This is a genomic window from Streptomyces sp. 4F14 (genome assembly GCF_048159485.1).
In the GTDB taxonomy this organism is placed as follows: Bacteria; Actinomycetota; Actinomycetes; order Streptomycetales; family Streptomycetaceae; genus Streptomyces.
The window spans coordinates 17,415-37,839 of sequence record NZ_JBLRVY010000012.1 but is presented as its reverse complement, the minus strand read 5'-3'; the positions used below and the strand labels follow the sequence as shown (position 1 = coordinate 37,839).

Annotated in this window: 15 protein-coding genes; 4 read left to right on the top strand and 11 right to left on the bottom strand. The window is 73.6% G+C overall.

The features are described from left to right. Positions 1 to 45: 45 nt before the first annotated feature. From ACLZOT_RS21910 to ACLZOT_RS21900, 3 genes are all read right to left on the bottom strand, one after another. The gene (locus ACLZOT_RS21910) at positions 46 to 5,082 is read right to left on the bottom strand and encodes a hypothetical protein (RefSeq protein WP_416970692.1); all 5,037 of its coding nucleotides are present in this window, start codon (positions 5,080 to 5,082) and stop codon (positions 46 to 48) included. Continuing rightward, positions 5,079 to 5,936, bottom strand: a complete 858-nt coding sequence (locus tag ACLZOT_RS21905) for a DUF4132 domain-containing protein (protein ID WP_416970691.1) — start codon at positions 5,934 to 5,936, stop codon at positions 5,079 to 5,081. Before ACLZOT_RS21905 ends, ACLZOT_RS21910 begins: the two co-directional genes overlap by 4 nt. A gap of 237 nt (positions 5,937 to 6,173) precedes the next feature. Beyond that, positions 6,174 to 6,737 carry an MBL fold metallo-hydrolase gene (locus ACLZOT_RS21900; RefSeq protein WP_416970690.1) on the bottom strand — a complete coding sequence of 188 codons (564 nt, stop codon included), beginning with the start codon at positions 6,735 to 6,737 and terminating at the stop codon, positions 6,174 to 6,176. Positions 6,738 to 6,898: 161 nt separating this feature from the next. Here ACLZOT_RS21900 and ACLZOT_RS21895 point away from each other — a divergent pair, with 161 nt between their 5' ends. Continuing rightward, the gene (locus ACLZOT_RS21895) at positions 6,899 to 8,260 is read left to right on the top strand and encodes an alpha/beta hydrolase (protein ID WP_416970689.1); all 1,362 of its coding nucleotides are present in this window, start codon (positions 6,899 to 6,901) and stop codon (positions 8,258 to 8,260) included. Between the two features lie 68 nt (positions 8,261 to 8,328). On the opposite strand, the gene ACLZOT_RS21890 is transcribed toward ACLZOT_RS21895, so the two are convergent. Further along, positions 8,329 to 8,718, bottom strand: coding sequence for a cold-shock protein (locus ACLZOT_RS21890; RefSeq protein ID WP_416970688.1), 390 nt, complete (start codon positions 8,716 to 8,718; stop codon positions 8,329 to 8,331). Positions 8,719 to 9,165: 447 nt separating this feature from the next. On the opposite strand from ACLZOT_RS21890, the gene ACLZOT_RS21885 reads away from it, so the two are divergent. Next, entirely contained in the window at positions 9,166 to 9,912 is a 747-nt protein-coding gene (locus ACLZOT_RS21885) for a hypothetical protein (protein WP_416970687.1), read from the top strand. Between the two features lie 104 nt (positions 9,913 to 10,016). On the opposite strand, the gene ACLZOT_RS21880 is transcribed toward ACLZOT_RS21885, so the two are convergent. Further along, entirely contained in the window at positions 10,017 to 11,357 is a 1,341-nt protein-coding gene (locus ACLZOT_RS21880; RefSeq protein WP_416970686.1) for a right-handed parallel beta-helix repeat-containing protein, read from the bottom strand. Positions 11,358 to 11,435: 78 nt separating this feature from the next. Continuing rightward, complete coding sequence (locus ACLZOT_RS21875) at positions 11,436 to 11,846, bottom strand: DUF5997 family protein (RefSeq protein WP_416970685.1); 411 nt, start codon at positions 11,844 to 11,846, stop codon at positions 11,436 to 11,438. A 57-nt stretch (positions 11,847 to 11,903) separates the two neighbouring features. Here ACLZOT_RS21875 and ACLZOT_RS21870 point away from each other — a divergent pair, with 57 nt between their 5' ends. Further along, complete coding sequence (locus ACLZOT_RS21870) at positions 11,904 to 12,617, top strand: LysR family substrate-binding domain-containing protein (RefSeq protein ID WP_416970684.1); 714 nt, start codon at positions 11,904 to 11,906, stop codon at positions 12,615 to 12,617. 108 nt (positions 12,618 to 12,725) lie between these two features. Here ACLZOT_RS21870 and ACLZOT_RS21865 read toward each other — a convergent pair whose 3' ends face one another. The 3 genes from ACLZOT_RS21865 to prcB all read right to left on the bottom strand — a co-directional run bounded on the left by ACLZOT_RS21865 (position 12,726) and on the right by prcB (position 16,979). Beyond that, positions 12,726 to 15,395 (bottom strand): beta-L-arabinofuranosidase domain-containing protein, encoded by a 2,670-nt coding sequence (locus tag ACLZOT_RS21865; protein WP_416970683.1) that lies wholly within the window; start codon positions 15,393 to 15,395, stop codon positions 12,726 to 12,728. A 143-nt stretch (positions 15,396 to 15,538) separates the two neighbouring features. Continuing rightward, a complete protein-coding gene (locus ACLZOT_RS21860) occupies positions 15,539 to 16,015 on the bottom strand; it encodes an Lrp/AsnC family transcriptional regulator (RefSeq protein WP_416970682.1) in 477 nt (158 codons plus the stop codon). Positions 16,016 to 16,139: 124 nt separating this feature from the next. Then, positions 16,140 to 16,979 carry a proteasome subunit beta gene (gene prcB / locus ACLZOT_RS21855; RefSeq protein ID WP_416970681.1) on the bottom strand — a complete coding sequence of 280 codons (840 nt, stop codon included), beginning with the start codon at positions 16,977 to 16,979 and terminating at the stop codon, positions 16,140 to 16,142. A 249-nt stretch (positions 16,980 to 17,228) separates the two neighbouring features. Between prcB and ACLZOT_RS21850 the strand changes: the two genes are divergently transcribed. Further along, a complete protein-coding gene (locus tag ACLZOT_RS21850) occupies positions 17,229 to 18,491 on the top strand; it encodes an FUSC family protein (RefSeq protein WP_416970680.1) in 1,263 nt (420 codons plus the stop codon). An 88-nt stretch (positions 18,492 to 18,579) separates the two neighbouring features. On the opposite strand, the gene ACLZOT_RS21845 is transcribed toward ACLZOT_RS21850, so the two are convergent. Together ACLZOT_RS21845 and ACLZOT_RS21840 are read right to left on the bottom strand one after the other, a co-directional pair. After that, positions 18,580 to 19,497 carry a sirohydrochlorin chelatase gene (locus ACLZOT_RS21845; protein WP_416970679.1) on the bottom strand — a complete coding sequence of 306 codons (918 nt, stop codon included), beginning with the start codon at positions 19,495 to 19,497 and terminating at the stop codon, positions 18,580 to 18,582. Positions 19,498 to 19,681: 184 nt separating this feature from the next. Continuing rightward, on the bottom strand, positions 19,682 to 20,359 hold the full coding sequence (locus ACLZOT_RS21840; protein WP_416970678.1) for a uracil-DNA glycosylase: 678 nt from the start codon (positions 20,357 to 20,359) through the stop codon (positions 19,682 to 19,684). Between the last annotated feature and the right edge of the window lie 66 nt (positions 20,360 to 20,425).

Sequence of the window (20,425 nt, the reverse complement as noted above, 5' to 3'; positions counted from 1 at the left end):
GGTTCTTTCCGTCGTGTCGTGGGGCAGCCGTCGGTGGGGAGGCCGTCATGCGCGCCGCCTGCGTCCGCGCGAGGTCCGCAGCTTCTCGAACGCGGGGCCGTCGCCGTCGCGCACCCGCTGCCACGCGCGCGCGAACAGCTCCGGCACCGGGACCGACGGCACCACGCGGCCATGGTCCCGCAGCGGGTAGAGCGCCTCTTTCCAGGTCTCCAGGGGCAGCGCGGGCGCCTTGAGGTCGGACCAGCCGCACGGTAGGAACAGCGTCCGCCCCGCGCGCGCCCGCTTCGCCGTGACGACGAGGTCGCTCGCCGCCAGCTCCGTACGGGCCTTCTTGAGCCGCGCGGGCTTCCAGCCGGTCCACCGCGCGCAGTCCCGGTCCGTCGGGTCGGGCAGCGCCAGCAGCTGGAGGTACAGCACGGCCGCGTCCTCGCTCAGCCCGCACACCTCGGCGACCTCGCCGACCAGCGCGGGCACACTGACGGAGGGGTCCTGCGCGAAGCCGACGAACTCGACGGCCGTCCCGGCAGTCTCCCCGGCAGCCGTTGCGCCGACGCTCCCGGCAAGTGGCCCGGCAGCCCCCGTACCGGCCTCCACCGCCCGCGCCAACTCCTCCCCGAGCAGCGTCCGCACGGCCTGCATCGCCGTGCCGCGTCCCGCGCCGACGATGCCCTCGGCCAGCCCGAACGCCGGATCGTCGGCCCCGGAGAGCGCGCCGGGTGCGACGAGGACCGTCTCCTGGTCGCCGTACCAGGGCCGCAGCGCGAACACCTCGCCCACGCGCACCAGCCCGTCCGCCCCGGCGCCGCCGGTCGCGGGCAGCCCGTACGCCTTGCGCAGTGCGACGGCGCTCGGCCCGCCCTTCTCCGCCCACGCGACGTCCAGGTCCATCAGCAGCCCGGGGTCGGCGATCCGGCGCCGCAGCGCGGCGAGGCTGTCCGGGAGGGCGGCCCGCAGCGGGTGGCCGTAGGGGAGGGCGTAGGCGAGGTGGGCCAGCGCGGCGACGGCGTCCCGCAGCCCGCGTCCGCTCGGCATCGCGGCGGGGTCGTCGGCGACGAGGTTGCCGCGCTCGTCGGGCCGCTGGACGGTCGTCCGGGCGATCCAGGGCGTGCGTCCCGGGTTGAGGATGTCGACGGCGCCGCTGAGCGACATGTTCGCCCGGTCCAGCTCGGCCGCGAGGTCCTCGGGCAGCCGCACGAGGCCGTGCAGGGACTCCCGCCAAGCCCCTCCCACGGCGGCCGTGTCGGGCCCGGACGTCCACAGGTCGGCGGGCGCCTCGGGCAGCAGCAGGCCGACCAGGGGCCGCCAGGTCTCCGCCCCGAGCGTGTTGAGCAGCACCCCGGCCTGCTCGCTCTGACGCGGCTTCAGGCCGATCTCCGCGAGCTGTTCGGTGCTCGGGTCGTGGGGCCGGGCGGCGAGCAGCACCGCGGCCTGCGCGGGCCCGAGCCCGCCCCCGGTGGCCGCGACGAGCGCGGCGGGCGCCTCCGGCAGCCAGGGCGCCGGACCCTTCTCCCGGACGAGCCGGACGACGTCCGCGAGCGCGCCGGCCGACAGGTCCGCCGGATACGCGTACTCCGTCTCCCGCGTGAAGTGCGCGACCGCGTCGAACCGGCCGCTCGGGTCGTGGTCCAGCGCGAGCCACCGCACGCGCTCGTGCTCGTTGTCGGTGTTCTCGCAGCCCAGGATGACGACGGTGCGCTCCCCCCGGCGCAGCACCTGTCCGGCCCGCGCGCGGGTGCCGTGCTTCCTCTCGAACGACTCGCTCAGCCGCACCTCCCGCCACCACGTGCCGCTGTGGACGAGCGGGCCCTCCAGGAGCGTGTCGAACAGCAGGAGCAGCGCCCGCCGTCGCTCCTCGGCGAGCAGCGGCGAGGCCGCCCGGTAGGCGAGCGGGCGCAGCACCCCCAGCAGGGCGGGCCAGCCGGTCTCGATGCCGGGGACGGTGAACTCGTCGCTGAGCCAGCCGTCCCTGTCGGTGTCCTCCCGGGCCCGGCGTGCCAGCGCTGGCCCGTCGGCGGGCCGGCCGGCCAGCACGTGGTGGACGGCCTTGAGCTGCCGCAGCGTCCCCCAGCGCCGCTCGTCGCGGTACCAGCCGATCTGGCGCAGATGCGTGATCCCGGCGACCGCCTCCCGCAAGGACTGGTCGTCGCCGTGCTCGGGCGCGAGGTCGGCGAACATGCCCAGGCTGCGACTCGCGCGCGCGGCCGGCTCGGGCGGTGTGACGAACTTGCCGACGGACACCGCGAGTTCGAGCATCGCGCGGACGACCCCGGCGACCCCCGCCAGCAGCCTCGGCTCGAACCCGGTCAGCACCTGCCCGACGGCCTCCCGCACGACCTCCTCGGCGCCCGGGATCGCGGCCTTCTCGTCGCCCTCGGCGGCGGACACCCGCGCCTGCCGCTCCTCCAGCGCCCGCGCCCCGACGGCCAGCAGTTCCGCCGCGCGCGTGTCGTCCAGCTCCCGCAAGACGGCCGACGCCACCGTGTCCCTGGGCCGCAGCGCGTGCCAGAAGTCGACCGGCGGGACGAGCCCGGTCCCGGCGGCGAACTCGCGCCCCGGCTCCAGCCGCGTCACCCGGCCCAGCTCCCCGCCGGACGAGGTGTCGTCCCCGGCGTACAGCACGATCTGCCGGTCCGAGGCGACGGCCACCGGCGCGGCCCCGCCCGGCAGCCGCAGCGCGCCGAGCGGCACGCACCGCCGGTGGTGGCCGTCCAGGACGAGCGTGCGCCCGTCGGGCGTGCCGACGGTCAGCCGGCCCTCGTCGTCCGCGCGCACCCAGCGCCCCAGCACGGTCCCGTCCGTGCCGAACGGGCTCTCCTCCAGCCCCGGTTGCAGCGGCAGCACCGAGCAGTCGTCCTGCCGCAGCGTCGCCCCCTCCAGGATCCCGGCGCGCAGGAACGCCGGCAGGGACGCGCGCCCGTGCGACCCGGTCGCCGGGTCGTACTCCAGCCACACCTGCCGCGTCCCGTCCCGGCCCAGCCGCCACAGCGTGCTGCCGTCGGCGATGACGGGCCTGCTCGGCGGGACGACGGTGTCGCCCGCGTGGAGCGTGCGCCCGCCGGTCGCCCGGCCGCCGCCGGGCAGCGGGACCGACGGGGTGTCGGCGTCGTTGCCGTACCAGCCGGAGAGCTGCTCGCCGCCCGCCGTGAACACCTCGGTGGGACGGGCCGACCAGTAGCCGGACTGCCTGCCCTCCGTGCGCCAGACCACCAGCAGTTCGCCGTCCGCGTACCGGAACGACGGCTGCTCCCACTGCTGGAGGGCCACCGGGATCCGCAGGTCGTGCTCCAGGAGCACCCCCTCGGGGCCGACGACGACCGCCTTGTGCCGGCGCGAGAGGATCAGCGCCGGCCACGCCTCGTGCACGCGCAGCGGATCGCTGTTGTCCGGCGCGCGCCCCGTGTCGAGCAGCCCGAGCGCCTCGTCGAGCGCGGGCCACCCCAGCTCGTCCAGGATCCCGGCCCGCAGCGCCCGCCCCAGGACCGGCGCCACCTCGTACGCGGCGGCCCGCGCGACCGCGTCCGGCGCGACCCGGCCCGCGACCGAGCGGTACGTCTGGAGCCGCCCCACGGCCGCCCGCGCCCCCGGCAGCCCCGCAGCGCGCGTCAGCTCGCCGGCCGCGTCCTCCAGCCACTCCCGGAGCACCTCGCGCAGCACCGGATGCGCGGCCAGCGCCTCCGCGTTCTCCGTCGACCGGCCGCGCCCCAGCGCCTCGATCGACTGGTACAGCCGCCGCCGCAGCGCGGGGTCGGCGGCGAGTGCCGTCAGGTCGCGCCGGCCCTCCCGCTCGTCCTTGAACCAGTCGTCGAGCCCGAGATGCACGTTCGTGTCCGCTCCGGGCAGCGCCAGCGGCACGCCCTCGGCCGCGCACAGGTCGAGCAGGTCCGGGTCCGCGCCCGGGTACCAGCGCCCGCTGAACAGGTCCACCGGACGCGCCAGTTCACGCAGCCGGGGCGCCATCCGCGCCACCAGCGCGAGCGTCGCGGGAGAGCGCCGGGACGAGGAGCTGCCGTGCTTGCGGTACAGCGCCCACCGCGTGAGCCAGTCCGCCGGGTCGACGCCGTCACCCTCGACGAGCAACCGGTCCGCCCCGCACTCCGCGAGCAGCGCGAGCCAGGACTCGTCGTCCTCGACCTCGCGCCCCAGCCCCGCCGGCATGATCTCCAGCAGCCGCGCCCGCACCCCGGGCCGCTCCTTGGCCAGTACCACCAGCGTGGCCCGGTAGGCGTTCCAGAACGACGCCGGCGCCCGCACCGCTGCCGGGGAGGCGAGCAGGTCGGCGACCAACGAGCCCTCCTCGGCGACCCGGTCCAGCCCGGCCGCCTTGACCAGCCCGCGCGCGTCCTGCGGCAGCGACGCGTACGGCGGCATCCCGGCCGCGCAGCGCTCCACCGTCAACTGCCGGAACTGCGCCCAGGCGTCGACGGGCGTCAACCGCGCGGCCAGCGCCTTCACATGCTCCTTGAGGGCCTTCACGGTGAGCGCCCCCGCGAAGGCGAACTCCAGGAACACCGCCCGCTGCCGCTCCTCGTCGACCGTCAGCGCGTGCACCCGCTCCGCGTCACGCGCCTTGCCGAAGAACGCGGCGGCGTACGTGGTGTTCTCGTGCTGGAGGAAGACCCGTGCGGCCTGCTCGTAGAACGTCGGCAGGAAGTGCGGCACCGCGCGCCCCAGCCGCCCGCCCAGCTCCTCGAAGCCCTCCTTGGCCGTGCCCGGCCGCGACTTGGCCTGCCGGGCGAGCCGCTCGACGTCCCGTACGAGCGCGAGCGCGTGGTGGCCGTTCGCCGGGTCGTTGACCAGCGCCCAGGCCGGGAACCCGAGGGTCTCCCGGCGTACCTGCCCCACCTCGGGGGCGTCCGGCTCGCGCACCAGCCCGAGGAAGTCCAGCGCCAGGTCCTCGGCCTCCCCGAGCGTCCCCGGCACCAGCCGCACCACCCGGCGGTCGTCCAGCGCGGGATGCGTGTACGTGCGCGCGGTGAGCGTGTCGGCGTCCTCGCGCGCGGTGCTGCCCGCCGGGAGGACCGCGCCGGCGTCGAGCAGGACGCCCACCGTGATCTCGTCGTACCGCTGGTCCGCCCCGCTCATGCCACCCGCTCCTCGTCCTCGATGTCCCGCCCCGCGTACAGCGCCGCCGCCATCCGCATCCCCTCCGACCAGGCCACCGGCCCGACCTGACCGAGCTTCAGCACCCGGCCCGCCGGGTCGGTGAAGACCAGCGGACCGGTCTCCGTCTCCGACCAGCCGTCGTAGTCGCCCACCCACACGCGGGCCTCGACGCCGCGCCCGTCCTCGACGACCGCGCACACCGCGTGTCCGCCGCGCACCCGGTAGCCGAGCTGGGCGGCGCGGCCGTGCAGGAACCTCAGCTCCTTGAAGACCCCGCCCGCGTACTCCTCGACGGACGTCGCCTCCGCGTCGAGCGCCGCCGGGCGGTGCCACACCTCGCGGAAGAGCTGCGGGGCGCGCTGTTCGACCCCCAGCTCCACCGCGAACTCCCGCAGCTCCTCCAGGTCTTCGAGGAGCACCGGGTGCGGCAGGCGCACCAGATCGGGCGCGATCCGGATCGTGTCACCGTCCAGGTCGACCACGCCGAGACCCCGCTCGGGCGTCGAGTCCCGAAGGAATCCGGCCACCGAGCCGTCGTCCCACGACACCACCAGGTCGCGCAGCGCCGACTGCCACGCCGGGTCGGGCCACACCCGGGTGAGGACCTCCAGCGGCACGTCCAGGGAGCGGGTCATCCACCGCTCCACGACGGCCAGGCACTGCCGCTCGTGCCGCTCCAGCCACTCCGCGAGCTGCTCCAGGCCGACCACCGCCGGATCGTCCCTGAGCTTGGACGGAACCGATTTCAGCGGCCTCCCGGAAGCGTTCCGGCACACCACCTTGCCGCCGTCGAGAGCGACTTCGTAGCCGCCCGCAGCCGACACCCACCCCATACGTGCCTCCCCAGCACCCACAGTGATCCACTGCCCCGAACTGTAGAGGGAGCCACTGACAACGACCCCGGAGAGGGCCCGCCGAGACCTCGACGCGGACCGTCGGTTTCCGGCCGGACGCCGGTCCGCACACGGCCGAGGGCCGGTCCGCACACGGACCGGCCCTCCCCGGCGCATCAGCGGAGGCCGGATCCCCGAAAAGCCGACGGCCGCGTCACACCCCGGCCGGCGGCCGTGTCACACCGGCGTTCCGGCGTCCGGCACGAACGCGACGCCGTGCCCCGGCACGATCAGCGCCGGCTCCATCGCCAGCACCTTCGCCCGCGACTCGTGCAGCAGGTCGGCGCTGGCCGCGAACGGGTCCTCCACCGGCCCCTCCGCGCTCCACCACAGGTGCGTGAAGACGACCAGCCCGTCCCGCGTCTCGACCAGCGTGCTGATGTCCTCGGCGGTGTGCCCCGGCGTCGCGGCGAGCCGGATCGACGGCGACAGGAACAGCCCGTCGGCCGGCCGGTCGGTCCACACGTCGTTCTGGTAGGTCGCCCAGTGGTCGTGGAACCGGGCCACCGGGAACAGTGCCGCGTTCAGCGTGTGGTCGGGATGGTGGTGGCTGAAGACGACGTCCGTGACCTGGGCGGGGCCGATGCCCTCGGCGGCGAGCGGGTCGAGGATCAGCCCGCGGTCGGCGACCATGCCCGGGTCGACCACGACCACGGTGTCGCCGTCGCGCACGAGACTCACCGTGCTGGCGGTACGCGGTCCGACGTAACCGGACGTCAGGACACGGAAGGTGGCGCTCATCCCCGGAACCCTAGCCGCCGGACGCCGCGGGGCACAGAGGCGTGCGTGGGCCGAAAGCGACCCCTCGGGACAGGTGATGTTGTGCAAATCGTTGACGGCGATGAGAAAACGGCCCTAGATTCCGTGCGCTCCCCCCTTCCCCCCGACAGGAGCCGAGACACATGCGAACCCGTTCCCGCACCGCCCTGACGGCCTTAACCCTCAGCCTCGCCGCCGTCCTCGCCACCCCGCCCGCGCACGCGGACACCCGGGCCCCGGCTCGCCTCACCGGCACCCTCGCCGACGGCGCCACCTGGATAGCCGACGTACCCGCCGCCTGGAACGGCACCCTGCTGATCTTCAGCCACGGCTTCGGCCCGACGATCGCCCGCAACGCCCCCTCCGAGGCCGTCCGCCTCGACCTCCTCGCGCGCGGGTACGCGCTCGCGGGATCGTCGTACGACCCGAACGGGTCGATGTGGGCCCTGGAGAGCGCCGAACGCGACCAGTTCCAGACGATCGACGCGGTCACCGCCGAGATCGGCCGCCCCGCGCGCGTGCTCGCCATCGGACAGTCCATGGGCGGCCTCGTCAACGCCCAGCTGGCCCGCGACGGCGCCGGACGCATCGACGGCGCCCTCGGCCTGTGCGGACTCGTCGCCGGCGCCACCGACCTCGACAATTACCAGCTCGACGCCGAGTACACGATCGCGCGCCTCCTGCTGCCCGGCGAGGACGTGAAACTCGTCGGCTTCACCTCCGCCGCCGAGGCCGCCGCCACCGCGCAACGCCTCACCGACGCCGTCAACGCCGCCCAGAAGACGCCCGGGGGCCGCGCCCGCGTCGCCCTCGCCGCCGCCTTCCTCAACCTCCCCGCCTGGGCCCCCGGCGAGGACAAGCCCGCCCCCACCGACTGGGCCGGCCGGCAGGAGCAGCAGTACGCCTGGTTCGCCCAGGGCATCCTGGCCTTCGTCGAGGGCGGCCGCTACGCCATCGAACAGTCCGTGGGCGGCAACAACTCCTGGAACAAGGGCGTCGCCTACGACCGGCTCCTCGCCGGATCCGTCCACGCGCCCCAGGTCCGCGCCCTCTACCGGGCCGCCGGACTCGACCTGCGCGCCGACCTCGCCCACCTCACCGGGGGCGCCAGCATCACCGCCGACCCGGCCGCCGTCCGCACGGCCGCGCGCACCTCGTCGGCGGGTCAGAGCCTCGCCGTACCGCTGCTGAACGTGCACACGATCGCCGACAACCTCGTCCCCGTCGAGCAGGAGAGCCGCTTCGGCGCGCGCGTACGGGCGGCGGGCGACGGCGCGCTCCTGCGCGAGGCGTACGTCGACCGGCAGGGGCACTGCAATTTCACGACCGCCGAGACCGTGGCCGCCCTGCACGCGCTGGAGGACCGGGTCGACGACGGCCGGTGGGGCGCCTCGGCGACCGCCGCCGCGCTCCAGACCTCGGCCACCGCCCTCGGCCTCGACGGCGCCGCCTACATCCCCTACCGGCCCGCCCCGCTGACGGTCGGCAGGGACACCCACCGCTGACGGACGGCGCCGGGACACGACAGAGGGGCGGGCGATGAGATCATCGCCCGCCCCTCATGTCCGCCGGATCAGCCTTCGACCCAGCCGTGATGCTTGGCGAACTGCGCGAGGCCCTGACGCACCTGGAGGATCTGCTCGCCCGTGAGCGAAGGCGCGGAGGACAGCAGCGCCTCCGTCACCTCCCGGGTGAACTCCTCGGTGTTCAGCACGTCGCACAGGACGTCGTCGTCCGGCGTCAGCGGCTTGCCGTCGGCGCCGCGTGCGAGCCGCACGTCGGACGCCTTCGGACCGCGTTCGCCGTCCTCGATCTCGAACTCCACGGCGACGCCGCGGCGGATCTGCGATTCAGGCATCAACATGTCGTTGACGTGCAGGAAGACATCCTCCCCGCCGTCGTCGGGAGAAATGAATCCATAACCCCGCGCGCTGTCGAAGCGCACCACACGACCGGCAACCATCCCGACCCCCAACAGCCTCGAAACACCCACTCCGGTGAACTTGTGGCAGATCGTAACCAAGGCCGGGCCCCGAGGGCGACTTCCCGGTGTTCACCGTCCGCGATACGGGGCGGTCAGCGACTCGGTCACGCTCTGCGCGGCGGAAGACGAATCGCCCCGCCGCCCACTAAGCGTACGGCCCCGGCCCGCCCTCCCGCACCGGTCGGCGGACGATTCCGGACGAGCCGGGACCCCGCCAACCCGAGGCCCCTCACGGAGAGTTCGCGCCCGGCACCCCGGGCGCACGCGGTTCACCCTTATGAGGTGCGGATCCACCGCCCCGAACCCCGTGCGCCCGATGCCCGCCCGTCCGTCCTGTGATGTCGGGCACATCGACCGGACCCGGGTGGGTGACCGGCCCGCGCGGCTGACGGCCACGGCGCCGGCAGGGCCGTATAGAGACCTGCCATGCGGACAGAACGACTCTCCCGGCTCGCCCCGGCCGTGCTCGCCCTGAGCGCCCTCCTCGCGGCCTGCGCGGGCCCCGGTGGCAGTGCGAGGCCCCTCACCGCCGACGAGGCGCAGAGGCTGGCCCTGGCGCGCTTCCGGACGTACCAGGCCGGCACGGCGGCGATGGACCTGCGGATCGCCGCGCCCGACGGGACGGCCGAGGTGCACGCCGTCGTCGACCACCGCGCCCACCGCGCGGTCGGCTGGTACGCCACGGACGGCACCCCCCGCCTGCTCGCCTGGAGCCGCGAAGGGCTCGCCGTCGCGCGGCGCGGCACCTACGGGGCGCCCGCCGCCGACCCGCCCACCGCGGACGCCCTGCGCGAGGCGGCCCGCGTCGACACCGCCGCCTGGACCCGCCGCCCCTACGGCCGCGCCCCCCTGGACACCGCCCTCCAGCTCGCCCTCGCCCTCGCCGCCGACCGCCCCGACAACGCCCAGCTCCTCGCCCAGTCGGGCCCCCTGCACCTGCGCGAGGACACCATCGACGGCCGCCCCTACGACGTCCTCTCCGGCCCCCGCCCGCGCCCCGCCGCCACCGGCCGCCCCCTGTCGGGCCGTTCACCCGTCACGTACTGGGTCGACGCGAAGGGAGCCGTACGCCGCGTCACCGCGCGCCTGGGAGACGCGCGCACGGTGACGCTCGACCTGACGGGGGAGCGGGTGCGGGGGAGTGTCCCCCCGGGGCCATGGGGCGGAAAGTGACCGAAACACGGTCCCCTGGAGGGCCGTAGATGTGATCACAGATGACCGTTTCGCAGCTCCCTGAGGGAGGGGCGTTCCGGGCGAACCCGATCAACCCCGATCGCCTACGCGGCGCGCGGCACGCGGTACGCCCGTACGTCCACCCGTCCGGGCAGCCCCACCGCCGCCCGCGCGGGCGCGTCCGGCGCGGCCGGCAGGTTCGGCTGGGCGGGCGGTACCGGCGCGTCCTGGAACGACACGCCGGGCGGGGCCGCGACGGGCGGGACCGTCCCCAGCGTGCGGGCCGTGGAGCCGGACGCGGCCGGTGCCGCGGCCCCGCACCCGTCCCGTCCGGGCAGCCGCTCCGGGCTGCGCCGCGCCTCCCCGTTGCGCACGAAGCAGTTCCCGCCCGCGTTCCCCGTCGCCAGCACCAGGTCGGCGCCGTTGCCCGACACCCAGTTGTCACGCACCGTGTTGTCGCGCGCCGGATACCCCTGGACGTCCGCCAGCACCACCCCCGCCGCCCGGTTCCCGGTCACCAGGTTGCGTTCCACGACGTTCTCCCGGCCGCCCCCCGAGCCGATGCCGATCCCGAAACCGCCGTCCGCCTGCTCCGGGCTGCGCGGATCGTTGTTGTCCGTGAACGCGTTCCCCGCGACGACCGCGCCGTGCTGCGGGCCCAGCGCCTCCAGGTCGTTGGAGTTCAGGGTCAGCCCGACCCGGTTGCGCGACGCCCGGTTGCCCAGCAGATACAGCCGCTCCGAGGCGTTCGTGACCTCCAGGCCGACCGCGTTGTGCTCGACCACGTTGTCCCGGACGACCGTGTCGCACGGCCGGCACTGGCCGACGTAGATCCCCGAGTCCGCCTGCCCCGACGCGTACGACCGCTCGATGACCCCCGCGCGCGCGTCGAACGCGTAGATCCCGTACAGGGCGTTGTTGTACGCGGTCACGTACGACGCCCGGAACCCCTTCAGCGGCGGGAACTTCGCCGTGTCCAGCGGGTCGTACGCGGAGCCGCCGGCCCGGCCCGCCTGGAGGCGCTCGTCGGTCACGCCCGTGAACAGGACGCCGTTCGCCAGGTGGTTGCGCACGGTGAGGTTCTCGACGACCGAGCCCGCGCCGGTCACGGTGATCCCGTTGGACCGCTCGAACTCCCCGTCGAACACGACCCGGTTGCGGTCCGTCCCGCGCAGCACGACGCGCGGCTTCGCCACGGTCACCGACTCGCGGTAGACCCCCGGCGACACCAGCACCAGCCCCCCGGCCCGCACCAGCTCCACCGCCCGCCGCACCGACGGCGTGTCCTGCGGCACCCGTACGACGGCGGCCGTACCGCCGCTCCCGGCCCCCCGGGCCCCCTCGTCACCGCCCCCCGAACACCCCACGGCTCCCGCCGCGACGACAGCCGTCAGACACCAGCGGGCGAGCACCCGGACACCGGGGAGAAAAGGAAGATTTCGCACGGAGGCACATCTATCGCCCCGGAGGGCGGGACGACAGCACCGACGTGCCGCGACACGCTTCGGGCACGTGCGTACGGCTCAGTCCTGCTCCTGGCCCCGCTCCGCCTTCGCCGCCCGCTCCGCGTCACGCTTCTTGATGCGCGCCGCCTCCTTGCGGACCTCCGCCTGCGTGGCGCGCTCCTTCTCCAGCCAGGAGGGCATCTCGTCGCGCAGGGCCTCGATCTCGGTGGTGGTCAGCGCGTCGGTGACGCCGCCGCGGGCGAGGCCGGCGATGGAGACGCCGAGGCGCGAGGCGACCACGGGACGGGGGTGCGGGCCGTTCAGTCGCAGCTCCTGAAGCCATTGCGGCGGGTTCTCCTGGAGCTCGGTCAGCTCGGTGCGGGAGACGACACCCTCCTGGAACTCGGCGGGGGTGGCGGGGAGGTACACGCCCAGCTTCTTCGCCGCGGTGGCGGGCTTCATCGTCTGGGCGGTCTGGTGCGACTTCATGGCCCCAGACTATCCGCCGCCGGGCAGACCTCCGACCACAGCCGGTAACCTTACGGCGTGACTGACTCGGTGGATTCCCCCACGTTCCGGCTCGCCTACGTACCCGGCGCCACCCCCGCCAAGTGGGCGCGGATCTGGGCCGAGCGCTACCCGGAGGTCCCCCTCACCCTCCTCCAGGTCACCTCCACCGAGGCATCCGACGTCTTGCGCTCCGGCACCGCCGACGCCGGCCTCGTACGCCTGCCCGTCGACCGGACGACGTTCAGCGCGATCCCCCTCTACACGGAGACGACGGTCGCCGTGGTCCCCAAGGACCACGTGTTCACGGCCGCCGAGGAGATCACGCTCGCCGACCTCGCCGACGAAACGGTCCTCCACCCGAAGGACGACGTCTTCGAGTGGGACCGGCCCCCCGGCGAACCGGCCTTCGAACGCCCCGAGACGACAGCCGACGCCATCGACCTCGTGGCCGCCGGCATCGGCGTCCTCATCACCCCCCAGTCCCTGGCCCGCCTCCACCACCGCCGCGACCTCACCTACCGCCCCATCGCCGACGCCCCCCAGTCCGCCGTCGCCCTCTCCTGGCCGGAGGAGGCGACGACGGACCTGGTGGACGACTTCATCGGCGTGGTGCGGGGCCGGACGGTGAACAGCACGCGGGGCCGGACGAAGGAGGAACAGCCGAAGACGAAGAAGGCACCGGTGAAGAAGGCTCCGGCGAAGAGGCCCGCACGGAAGGCTGTGAGTCAGAAGCCCCGCCGCCGTAAGTGAACAACGGTGGGATCCCAGTCTTTCAGGGGCGCGGGGCTGTGCCGATATGCGGCTACCGCCGCGTGGGCGCGACAGGCCACATCCGGGCCGGTGGCCGAAGAACTACCGCTACGGCACGTAATTCGCCCTCTGCGCAGTACTGACGATCACCTCACCGTCCTCAGCCCCCACCAACCCGGCAGTGACCCACGACGAAACGACCGTCCGAACCCTGTCCGTCAACGCCGCCCCGTCGGCGAACGGCGCCCCCGCCCACACCTCGTCGAGCAGCGAACTCCCGTCCCCCTGCACGGGATTGGCGACCCCGGAATCCACGCCCCCGAACACCACCCGCCCCTCCACCCTCCGCACGTACACATGCGAGGGCTCCGCGGTCCCCTCGAAGAACGGCGCGAACTCCACGCCCGCCAAGGAGAAATGCAGCGGCTTCCCCTCAACTGCCGTGAAAGAGGACGCCAGATCACCCGACAGTGCGGCGTTCCGGTACAGCGAGACCGGCAGATACGACGTCGACGCGCTCCGGGCGACGAGGTTCACCGGCCCGTAGAAGACCGACTGGAGCGACGGCTCGTCCGGCGTCCGCTCCACCCGCATCCGGAACGGCGCCTCCACCCGCACCACATCCCCGTCCCGCCACTCCCGGGCCACCGCGAAGTAACTCCCCGGCACCGGACTCCCGTTCACCGCCTGCCCGTTGACGCATACCCGGAACCCGTCGACGGCCCACGCGGGCACCCGCACCCGCAGTTCGAACCGCCCGCTCCCGTGAACCGTGAGAGCCGTCCCCTGCTCGAAGGGAAACGCGGTGTCCTGCACGACACGGATCCCGTGCTCGGTCCAGTCCAGCGTCGACGGCGCGAAGAGGTTGACGTACAGCGAACTCCCGTCGGCGGCGACGAAATACACCGTGTCCTGGTACTTCGTCGCGCTCTCCATGCCCGTGCCCTCGCAGCACGTGGTGCCCTGCTTGGGCGTGTAGTCCCGGACGTGCCCGGGATCCAGCCCGAGGAAGTACGTGACGAGCGGCTTCTCCGCGTCGGCGGCATCGCGCTTGGAGCCGAGCACCTGGTTGAACAGCGCCCGCTCGTAGTGGTCCATGTACTTCGGGTCCCGCTCGTGCAGGAACAGCGCCCGGCTCAGCTTCAGCATGTTGTACGCACAGCAAGTCTCCGCCGACGTCTCGCTGATGACCCCGGCGACGACATCCCGCGCCCGCCAGAACTCCGTGTCGCTGGTCCCGCCGATCGCGTACGTCCGATGCGGTACGACCATGTCCCAGAAGTTCCGCGCGGCGGCGAGGTAGCGCTCCTCGCCGGTCGCGTCGTACAGCCGGAGGTACCCCGTGAAGATCGGGATGTGCTGGTTGGCGTGCAGCCCGTCGAGGGCGTCCGTGTTCGCGGCGCACGCGTCGATGAGCCGGTCGAGGTCGAACAGCCGGGCCAGCGCGAGGTGTTCGGCCTCGCCCGACAGCTCGTGCAGATCGCACAGCGCCTCGACGATCCCCCCGAACTCCCCGCTGGAGAACAGCCCCCACATCCGCTGGAGCGTCGCCCCGGGCAGCTTCGACAGCCGGGAGTGCATCCAGTCGGCCATCCCGGACGCGAGGTCGAGCGCACCCGCGTCGCCGGTCGCGGCGTACGCGTCGAGCAGCCCGCGCAGGATCTTGTGGGCCGTGTAGTAGGGCGCCCACACCTTCGTGTAGTCGCTCGCGGTCATCGACTCCAACGCGATGAACTGCGTCTCGGGGTACGCCGCGAGGAACCCGGGGTGACTGGGGGAGCCCCAGGTCCGCCGCAGGGTCGCGGTGAGGCCGCGTCCCGAGGAGTCCGTGAACGTACTGCCTGACGTCTCGTCACATGCGTACGAGGCGAGGTCTCCTGAGCCCCTGCGTTCCTGAAGTCCCTTGATCTCGGCGGCGGTCAGGGCCCGTGACCACACGTCGAACCCGCCGAAGGCCCCCGCGAACACGGGGTCATCGGAGTGGTGGGACCGCCCCAGCCAGTGGTGGGCGAGCGTCCCGAGCGCGGCCGGCGTCAGCGTCAGCGCTGAATTCCGGCCCGCCTCCTGCCCGTTGACGTACAGCGTGCCGACTCCGCCGTCGATCGTCACCGCGAGATGGCTCCACCGGTCCAGCGGGAGCGCGGCCGTGCCGTCGATGCCCTGCTCGCCGTCGGTGCCGTTCGTGGTGATCGCGAACCGGGGTGCGCCGTTCGTGCTGCGTGCCGTGAGGTAGAGGTGGCGCGTCGTGTCGTTGCCGAAGTCGAGGACGCGGGCCCGACTCCCGTCGTGCGTGGGCCTGATCCACGCCGCGAGCGTCACCGACGAGGCGTCGCCCAGGAGTTGGGGAGGCAGGTCGACGTACTGGTAGGAACCCCGGACGTTCTCGATGGCCGTGCCGAACTTGCCCTGCGCGCTGAGGACTTGGGGTGCGTGGCGCAGGGCCTCGCGGGACTCGGTCAGGGCGTCGACGATCGTGCGGATCTTCTCCGCGTACACCGCGTCCCCGGTGCTCGCGTACGCCTGGGACAGCATCGTGAGGAAGTGGCCCGTGTAGTGGCCGCGCAGGTTTCCGTTCGCCTCGCCGTCGAGGCCCTCCCAGCCGCCGGGGGCGACCGCGCCGAGCGTGGGGAGACCGGCGTTCGCGCGGAACACCTGGAGCAGCCGGTTCACGTCGTATCCGCGCGCGTGGTCCAGCATCAACTGCCGTTTGTCCGCGAGGAGTCCGGGGCCCAGAGAGACCTTGTCCAAGGGGAGGGGGAGCAAGGGGGCGGCGGGCATTGCGCTCCTGGAGAGGGTGTTCGGGATATCGGATGTCGTTCGGAGGGTCGTCGCGACGATAAGCACGAGGCCGCGGTGCGTCAACGGGACGGACGGGTACGGAAGTTTCGGCGCACCCGGCGCCCCCTTTCGGCGCCCCGCGCCTACTTCGCCGTCGCCCGCCCCACCGACTCGACCAGCGGGAGCAGCCGGTACGGCACCCGCTCCCGCAGCGCGACCTCCGTCCGCGTCCGCACCACGCCCGGGACGCTGATCAGCTTCTGGATGACGTCCTCCAGGTGGAGGTTGTCCCGCGCGACGACCCGGGTCAGCAGATCCCCGCCGCCCGTGATCGAGAACGCCTCGACGATCTCCGGCACCGCCGCCAGCGCGTCGCCGACGTCGTCGAGGTGGCCCTGCGTGACCTCGATGTGCACGAACGCGAGGACCGGGTGGCCGAGCGCGCCGGGGGAGAGGGAGGGGCCGGTGCCGGTGATGACCCCGTCGCGCTCCAGCCGGTCAAGGCGGGCCTGGAGCGTGCCCCGGGCGACCCCGAGGATCCGCGCGTACTCGCGCACGCTGGTACGGGGCTGCTCCAGCAGCAGCCGCAGGATCCGGGTGTCGAGCTCGTCCACCGCCATGCCGTCGGCCTTCCCGGTGCGCTGATGATCACCGGCGACTGTACCAATGGCCCAGCGCGGGGGCATGCGGTGAGCGGCCCTTCACAGGAGACCCGGCACTGCCTTTCTCACAGCACCGCCCCCCTCACAGCACCGGCGCCCGAGGCCCGTCCGGCGCCTCCCTGCGCCCCTCCACCACCGTCCGCGACACCGCCGCGACCTCCTCCGCGTCCAGCATCCGGAAGCCGTCCGCCGTGACCAGCGACACCCGCGGGAACAGCCGGCGCGACAGGTCGGGGCCGCCGGTCGCGGAGTCGTCGTCGGCCGCGTCGTACAGCGCCTGCACGACCGCCGTGACCGCGTCCGCCTCGCTCATCCCGGGCCGGTACAGCTTCTTCAGCGAGCCGCGCGCGTACACCGACCCTGAGCCGGTCGCCGCGAACCCCGAGGACTCCTCGGACCGGCCGCCCGTCACGTCGTACGTGAAGATGCGGCCCTCGCCCCGGTCCACGTCGTACCCCGCGAAGACCGGGACGACCGCGAGGCCCTGCATGGCCATGCCGAGGTTGCCGCGCACCATCGTGGTCAGGCGGTTCGCCTTGCCGTCCAGGGACAGGGCGGTGCCCTCGATCTTCTCGTAGTGCTCAAGCTCCAGCTGGAAGAGCCGGACCAGCTCGATCGCGAAGCCGAGCGTGCCCGCGATGGCCACCGCCGAGTACTCGTCGGCCGCGAAGACCTTGTCGACCTCGCGGTTGGCGATGACGTTCCCCATCGTGGCCCGCCGGTCGCCCGCGAGGAGCACGCCGTCCGCGTAGGTCGCCGCGACGATCGTCGTACCGTGCGGTGCCTCGAAACCGGGCACCTGCGGGAGCGCGCGGCGTGAGGGCAGCAGTTCGGGGGCCTGGGCGCCGAGGAAGTCCAGGAAGGACGACGATCCGGTGGCCGTGAACGCGGACGGCAGTGCGCCGTCGGGCTGGTGGCTCATGGGACTCCCTTTCAGTCGGGTCGTGATCGGCCTACCCGACCGGTCGCGCGCGTATGCGCGGGGCGCGCGGATGGTCCGTTGGCCTGACATCGGCCCACTGGAGGCCGGATCGGCTGAGCCAATGGATCACTCGATTCGAGGTCACTTGAGCCAGAAGGGCCGTAGATGGTCTGATAATCGCATCGATGGCGCTGCGGAGACCCGCGGCGCCTTTCTCGTGCCGGAAGAGAACCAAGGGGTGGGTGGCAGATGCTGAGGAAGGCGTTCACGGCTCCGGACCCGGGACGGCTGAGGCTGCGCGCCGCCTCCCGGGCCGTCCTCGGCATCGGGCTCGCCGTCGCGGCCTGCGCCGCCGCCGGGCACTCCCTCGTCGCCGCCGTCACGGGCGGCCTCGCGGCCCTCCTCGCCCTGTTCACCGTGACGGACGCGAGCATCCGGGGCCAGGCCGTCACGACCGCGCTGCTGCCCGCCGTAGGACTCCCGGTCCTCGCCCTCGCGGCGGAGGTCCACGACCGTCCTGTGGCGCGCGGCCTCGCCTTCCTCGCGATCGTCGGCGCGGGGGTGTACGCCCGCCGCTGGGGCCCGCGCGGCCACGCCCTCGGCGTCTTCGCGTTCATGGCGTTCTTCGTGACCCTGGTCCTCGGTACGACGCCGGCGCACCTGCCGGAGCTGTACGCCGCTGTCCTGCTCGCCCTGCTGGTCGCCGCCACGGTCCGCTTCGGTCTGTGGTGCTACGAACGCGGCCTCCCCGCGCCGCCCGCCGTGACCGTCCCCGGCCTGGCCCGCGTCACCTCCCGCCAGGCCGTCCAGGCGACCGCCGCCGCCACCTGCGCCCTCCTCGCCGGCCACGCACTCTCCGCCGACCGCTGGTACTGGGCCGTCGGCACGACCTGGTGGATCTTCGTGAACACGACGTCGCGCGGCGAGACCCTGGTCCGCGGCTTCCGCCGGGTACTGGGCACGGTGGTCGGCATCGCCGTCGGCCTCCTGATCGCCGTCCCTCTGAACGGCGCACCGATCCCCACGGCGATCGGTCTGACGGCGGCGGTCTTCGGCATCTTCTACACGGCGGCCGTCTCGTACACGTGGATGATGCTGTGGGTGACGCTGCTGGTGGAGCTCCTGTACGGCGTCCTGGGCGTCCTGACCCCCTCCCTGCTGGCCCTGCGCCTCGCGGAGACGGGCCTCGGCGCCCTCGCGGCGGCCCTGGCCGTCCTCTTCGTCCTGCCCAACACGACGAACACGGTCACGGACGCGTGGATCCGCCGCACGCTCCAGGCGGTCCACGCGGGGAAGGCGGCGGAACTCGAAGCGCTGCTGCCGAGGGTCCGCCAGGCGGTGGCCCCTCTGACGCACCCGCTGAACCCCCTGCGGGAACGGAAGGCGAAGGCGCATCAGGCTCTGGCTCTGCTGGACACGTGCGCGCGGGAGGTCCGCACGTCCGCGGACGGCACGCCCTCGGCGCACCTGCACGAGGCGGAACGGGCGTTGGCGGAACTGGTGGCCCGCTGAGGTCCTTCACAGGCGAAGGGTCCGCTCCCACAGGGGAAGCGGACCCTTCGGACGTACAGCGTCCTGTTTCTCTCCTGCCCGGCCGGCGCTAGCGGACCGCAGGTGTCTGCTGGGGCGCGATCCCCAGCGCCGTCGTGTACTTGGCCAGCGCCAGCTTGCCGATCGCCGGGTACGGGCCCAGCGCCTCCGCGGCCGCGCAGTCGACCTCCTTCGCCGCCTCCTCGACCACGACGGAGTCGATCTCGGGCCCGATCAGGTACGGCGCGAGCGCGAGCTGCTGCGAACCGGACGCCCGCAGCTGCTCGGCGACGGAGGCCACGGACCCCTCCTGGTCCAGCGCCGCGGCCATCACCGGCACCGCGAGCCGCGCGGCGAGCAGCATGCCCGTGATCCCGGCGGCCTGCACGGCCTCGTCCCCGCCGACGGACGCGAGGATGATCCCGTCCGCGGCGGTGGCGACGGTGAACAGCCGCGCCCGGTCCGCACGGGCGAGCCCCGCCTCGGACAGGCGCACGTGCAGCGCCTCCGCGAGCAGCGGGTGCGGCCCGAGCACGTCGGTCAGCTCGGCGGCGACCTTGCTCTCCATCACGGCCTGCCGGACCTGCCGCAGCAGCGCGCTGTCCGGCCCCGCGAGGAGCGGTACGACGACGGCGACGGGGCCGTCGGGCTGCTTGACGTCGTGCCCGGCGGCGAGCGCCTGCTCGTAGCGCGCCGTGCGCTCGTCGGCGGCGTGGGCGAGGACCGCCTGAAGGGTCGGGTATTCGGTGTCGTCCCCGTCCAGGTACCCGATGCGCGCGTCGAGGCCGGGGAGTTCGGAGCGGGCGATGCTCACGATCTCCTCGGCGAGGCCCCGGGTGGCTTCGCCGGGCGTGCCCGGCACCGCGAGGACGAGCGCGGGTGCGCCCTCGGGAGCCGCCAGGGGCTCGGGTCGGCGGTGCCGCCCGGGCTGACGGGGGCGCGGCATTCGTACTGGCAGGCCGGACGCGGGCCCAGTGGGGGAGCTCATGGCGCCGCATGTTACTGGTTTCCTGGGCTCCTCCGTTCGGGGAGGGTGCAGGTGAACGGTATCCGTCCGGTTTTGTCTGATGAGTTACGTGCGGATCAGACGTGATCAGCGTGATTTACGGGGGAGTTGTCCCGGTCGGCCCGTCTTTCGGCGGGAAAGGGCGGCCGGTCCGACCGGGAACGGGTCACGGCAGGCGCCAGTCCACCGGCTGTCCGCCCTGCCCGGCCAGGAGGTCGTTGGCCCGGCTGAAGGGGCGCGAACCGAAGAAGCCGCGGTCGGCGGACATCGGGGACGGGTGCGCGGACTCGACCGCGGGCAACTGCCCGAGCAGCGGACGGAGGTTGCGGGCGTCGCGGCCCCACAGGATCGACACCAGCGGCTTGCCGCGCGCGGCAAGCGCCCGTATCGCCTGTTCCGTGACGGCCTCCCAGCCCTTGTCGCGGTGCGCGCCCGGCTTGCGCGGGGCGGTCGTCAGCGCCCTGTTGAGCAGCAGCACACCCTGCTGGGTCCACGGCGTCAGGTCGCCGTTCGACGGCTGGGGCAGGCCCAGGTCCGTGTTCAGCTCGCGGTAGATGTTGATCAGGCTGCCGGGCAGCGGGCGCACCTCCGGCGCGACCGAGAAGGACAGCCCGACCGCGTGCCCCGGCGTCGGGTACGGGTCCTGGCCGACGATCAGGACGCGGACGTCGTCGAAGGGCTGCTGGAAGGCCCGCAGGACGTTCGGCCCGGCCGGCAGGTACGTCCGCCCCGCGGCGATCTCCGCGCGCAGGAAGTCGCCCATCGAGGCGATTCGGTCGGCCACGGGTTCCAGGGCCTTCGCCCAGCCCGCCTCTACGATTTCATGCAAGGGTCGTGGTGCCACGGGCGTCACCCTACTGCCGTACACAGCAAGGTGATCAACCGGTGGCCAAGGCCCGTACGGCCGTTG

Coding starts and splice junctions, on each gene's coding strand:
- ACLZOT_RS21910 (WP_416970692.1), bottom strand. CDS start 5,082: ATGAGCGGGGCGGACCAGCGGTACGACGAGATCACGGTGGGCGTCCTG.
- ACLZOT_RS21905 (WP_416970691.1), bottom strand. CDS start 5,936: ATGGGGTGGGTGTCGGCTGCGGGCGGCTACGAAGTCGCTCTCGACGGC.
- ACLZOT_RS21900 (WP_416970690.1), bottom strand. CDS start 6,737: ATGAGCGCCACCTTCCGTGTCCTGACGTCCGGTTACGTCGGACCGCGT.
- ACLZOT_RS21895 (WP_416970689.1), top strand. CDS start 6,899: ATGCGAACCCGTTCCCGCACCGCCCTGACGGCCTTAACCCTCAGCCTC.
- ACLZOT_RS21890 (WP_416970688.1), bottom strand. CDS start 8,718: ATGGTTGCCGGTCGTGTGGTGCGCTTCGACAGCGCGCGGGGTTATGGA.
- ACLZOT_RS21885 (WP_416970687.1), top strand. CDS start 9,166: ATGCGGACAGAACGACTCTCCCGGCTCGCCCCGGCCGTGCTCGCCCTG.
- ACLZOT_RS21875 (WP_416970685.1), bottom strand. CDS start 11,846: ATGAAGTCGCACCAGACCGCCCAGACGATGAAGCCCGCCACCGCGGCG.
- ACLZOT_RS21865 (WP_416970683.1), bottom strand. CDS start 15,395: ATGCCCGCCGCCCCCTTGCTCCCCCTCCCCTTGGACAAGGTCTCTCTG.
- ACLZOT_RS21860 (WP_416970682.1), bottom strand. CDS start 16,015: ATGGCGGTGGACGAGCTCGACACCCGGATCCTGCGGCTGCTGCTGGAG.
- prcB (WP_416970681.1), bottom strand. CDS start 16,979: ATGAGCCACCAGCCCGACGGCGCACTGCCGTCCGCGTTCACGGCCACC.
- ACLZOT_RS21850 (WP_416970680.1), top strand. CDS start 17,229: ATGCTGAGGAAGGCGTTCACGGCTCCGGACCCGGGACGGCTGAGGCTG.
- ACLZOT_RS21845 (WP_416970679.1), bottom strand. CDS start 19,497: ATGAGCTCCCCCACTGGGCCCGCGTCCGGCCTGCCAGTACGAATGCCG.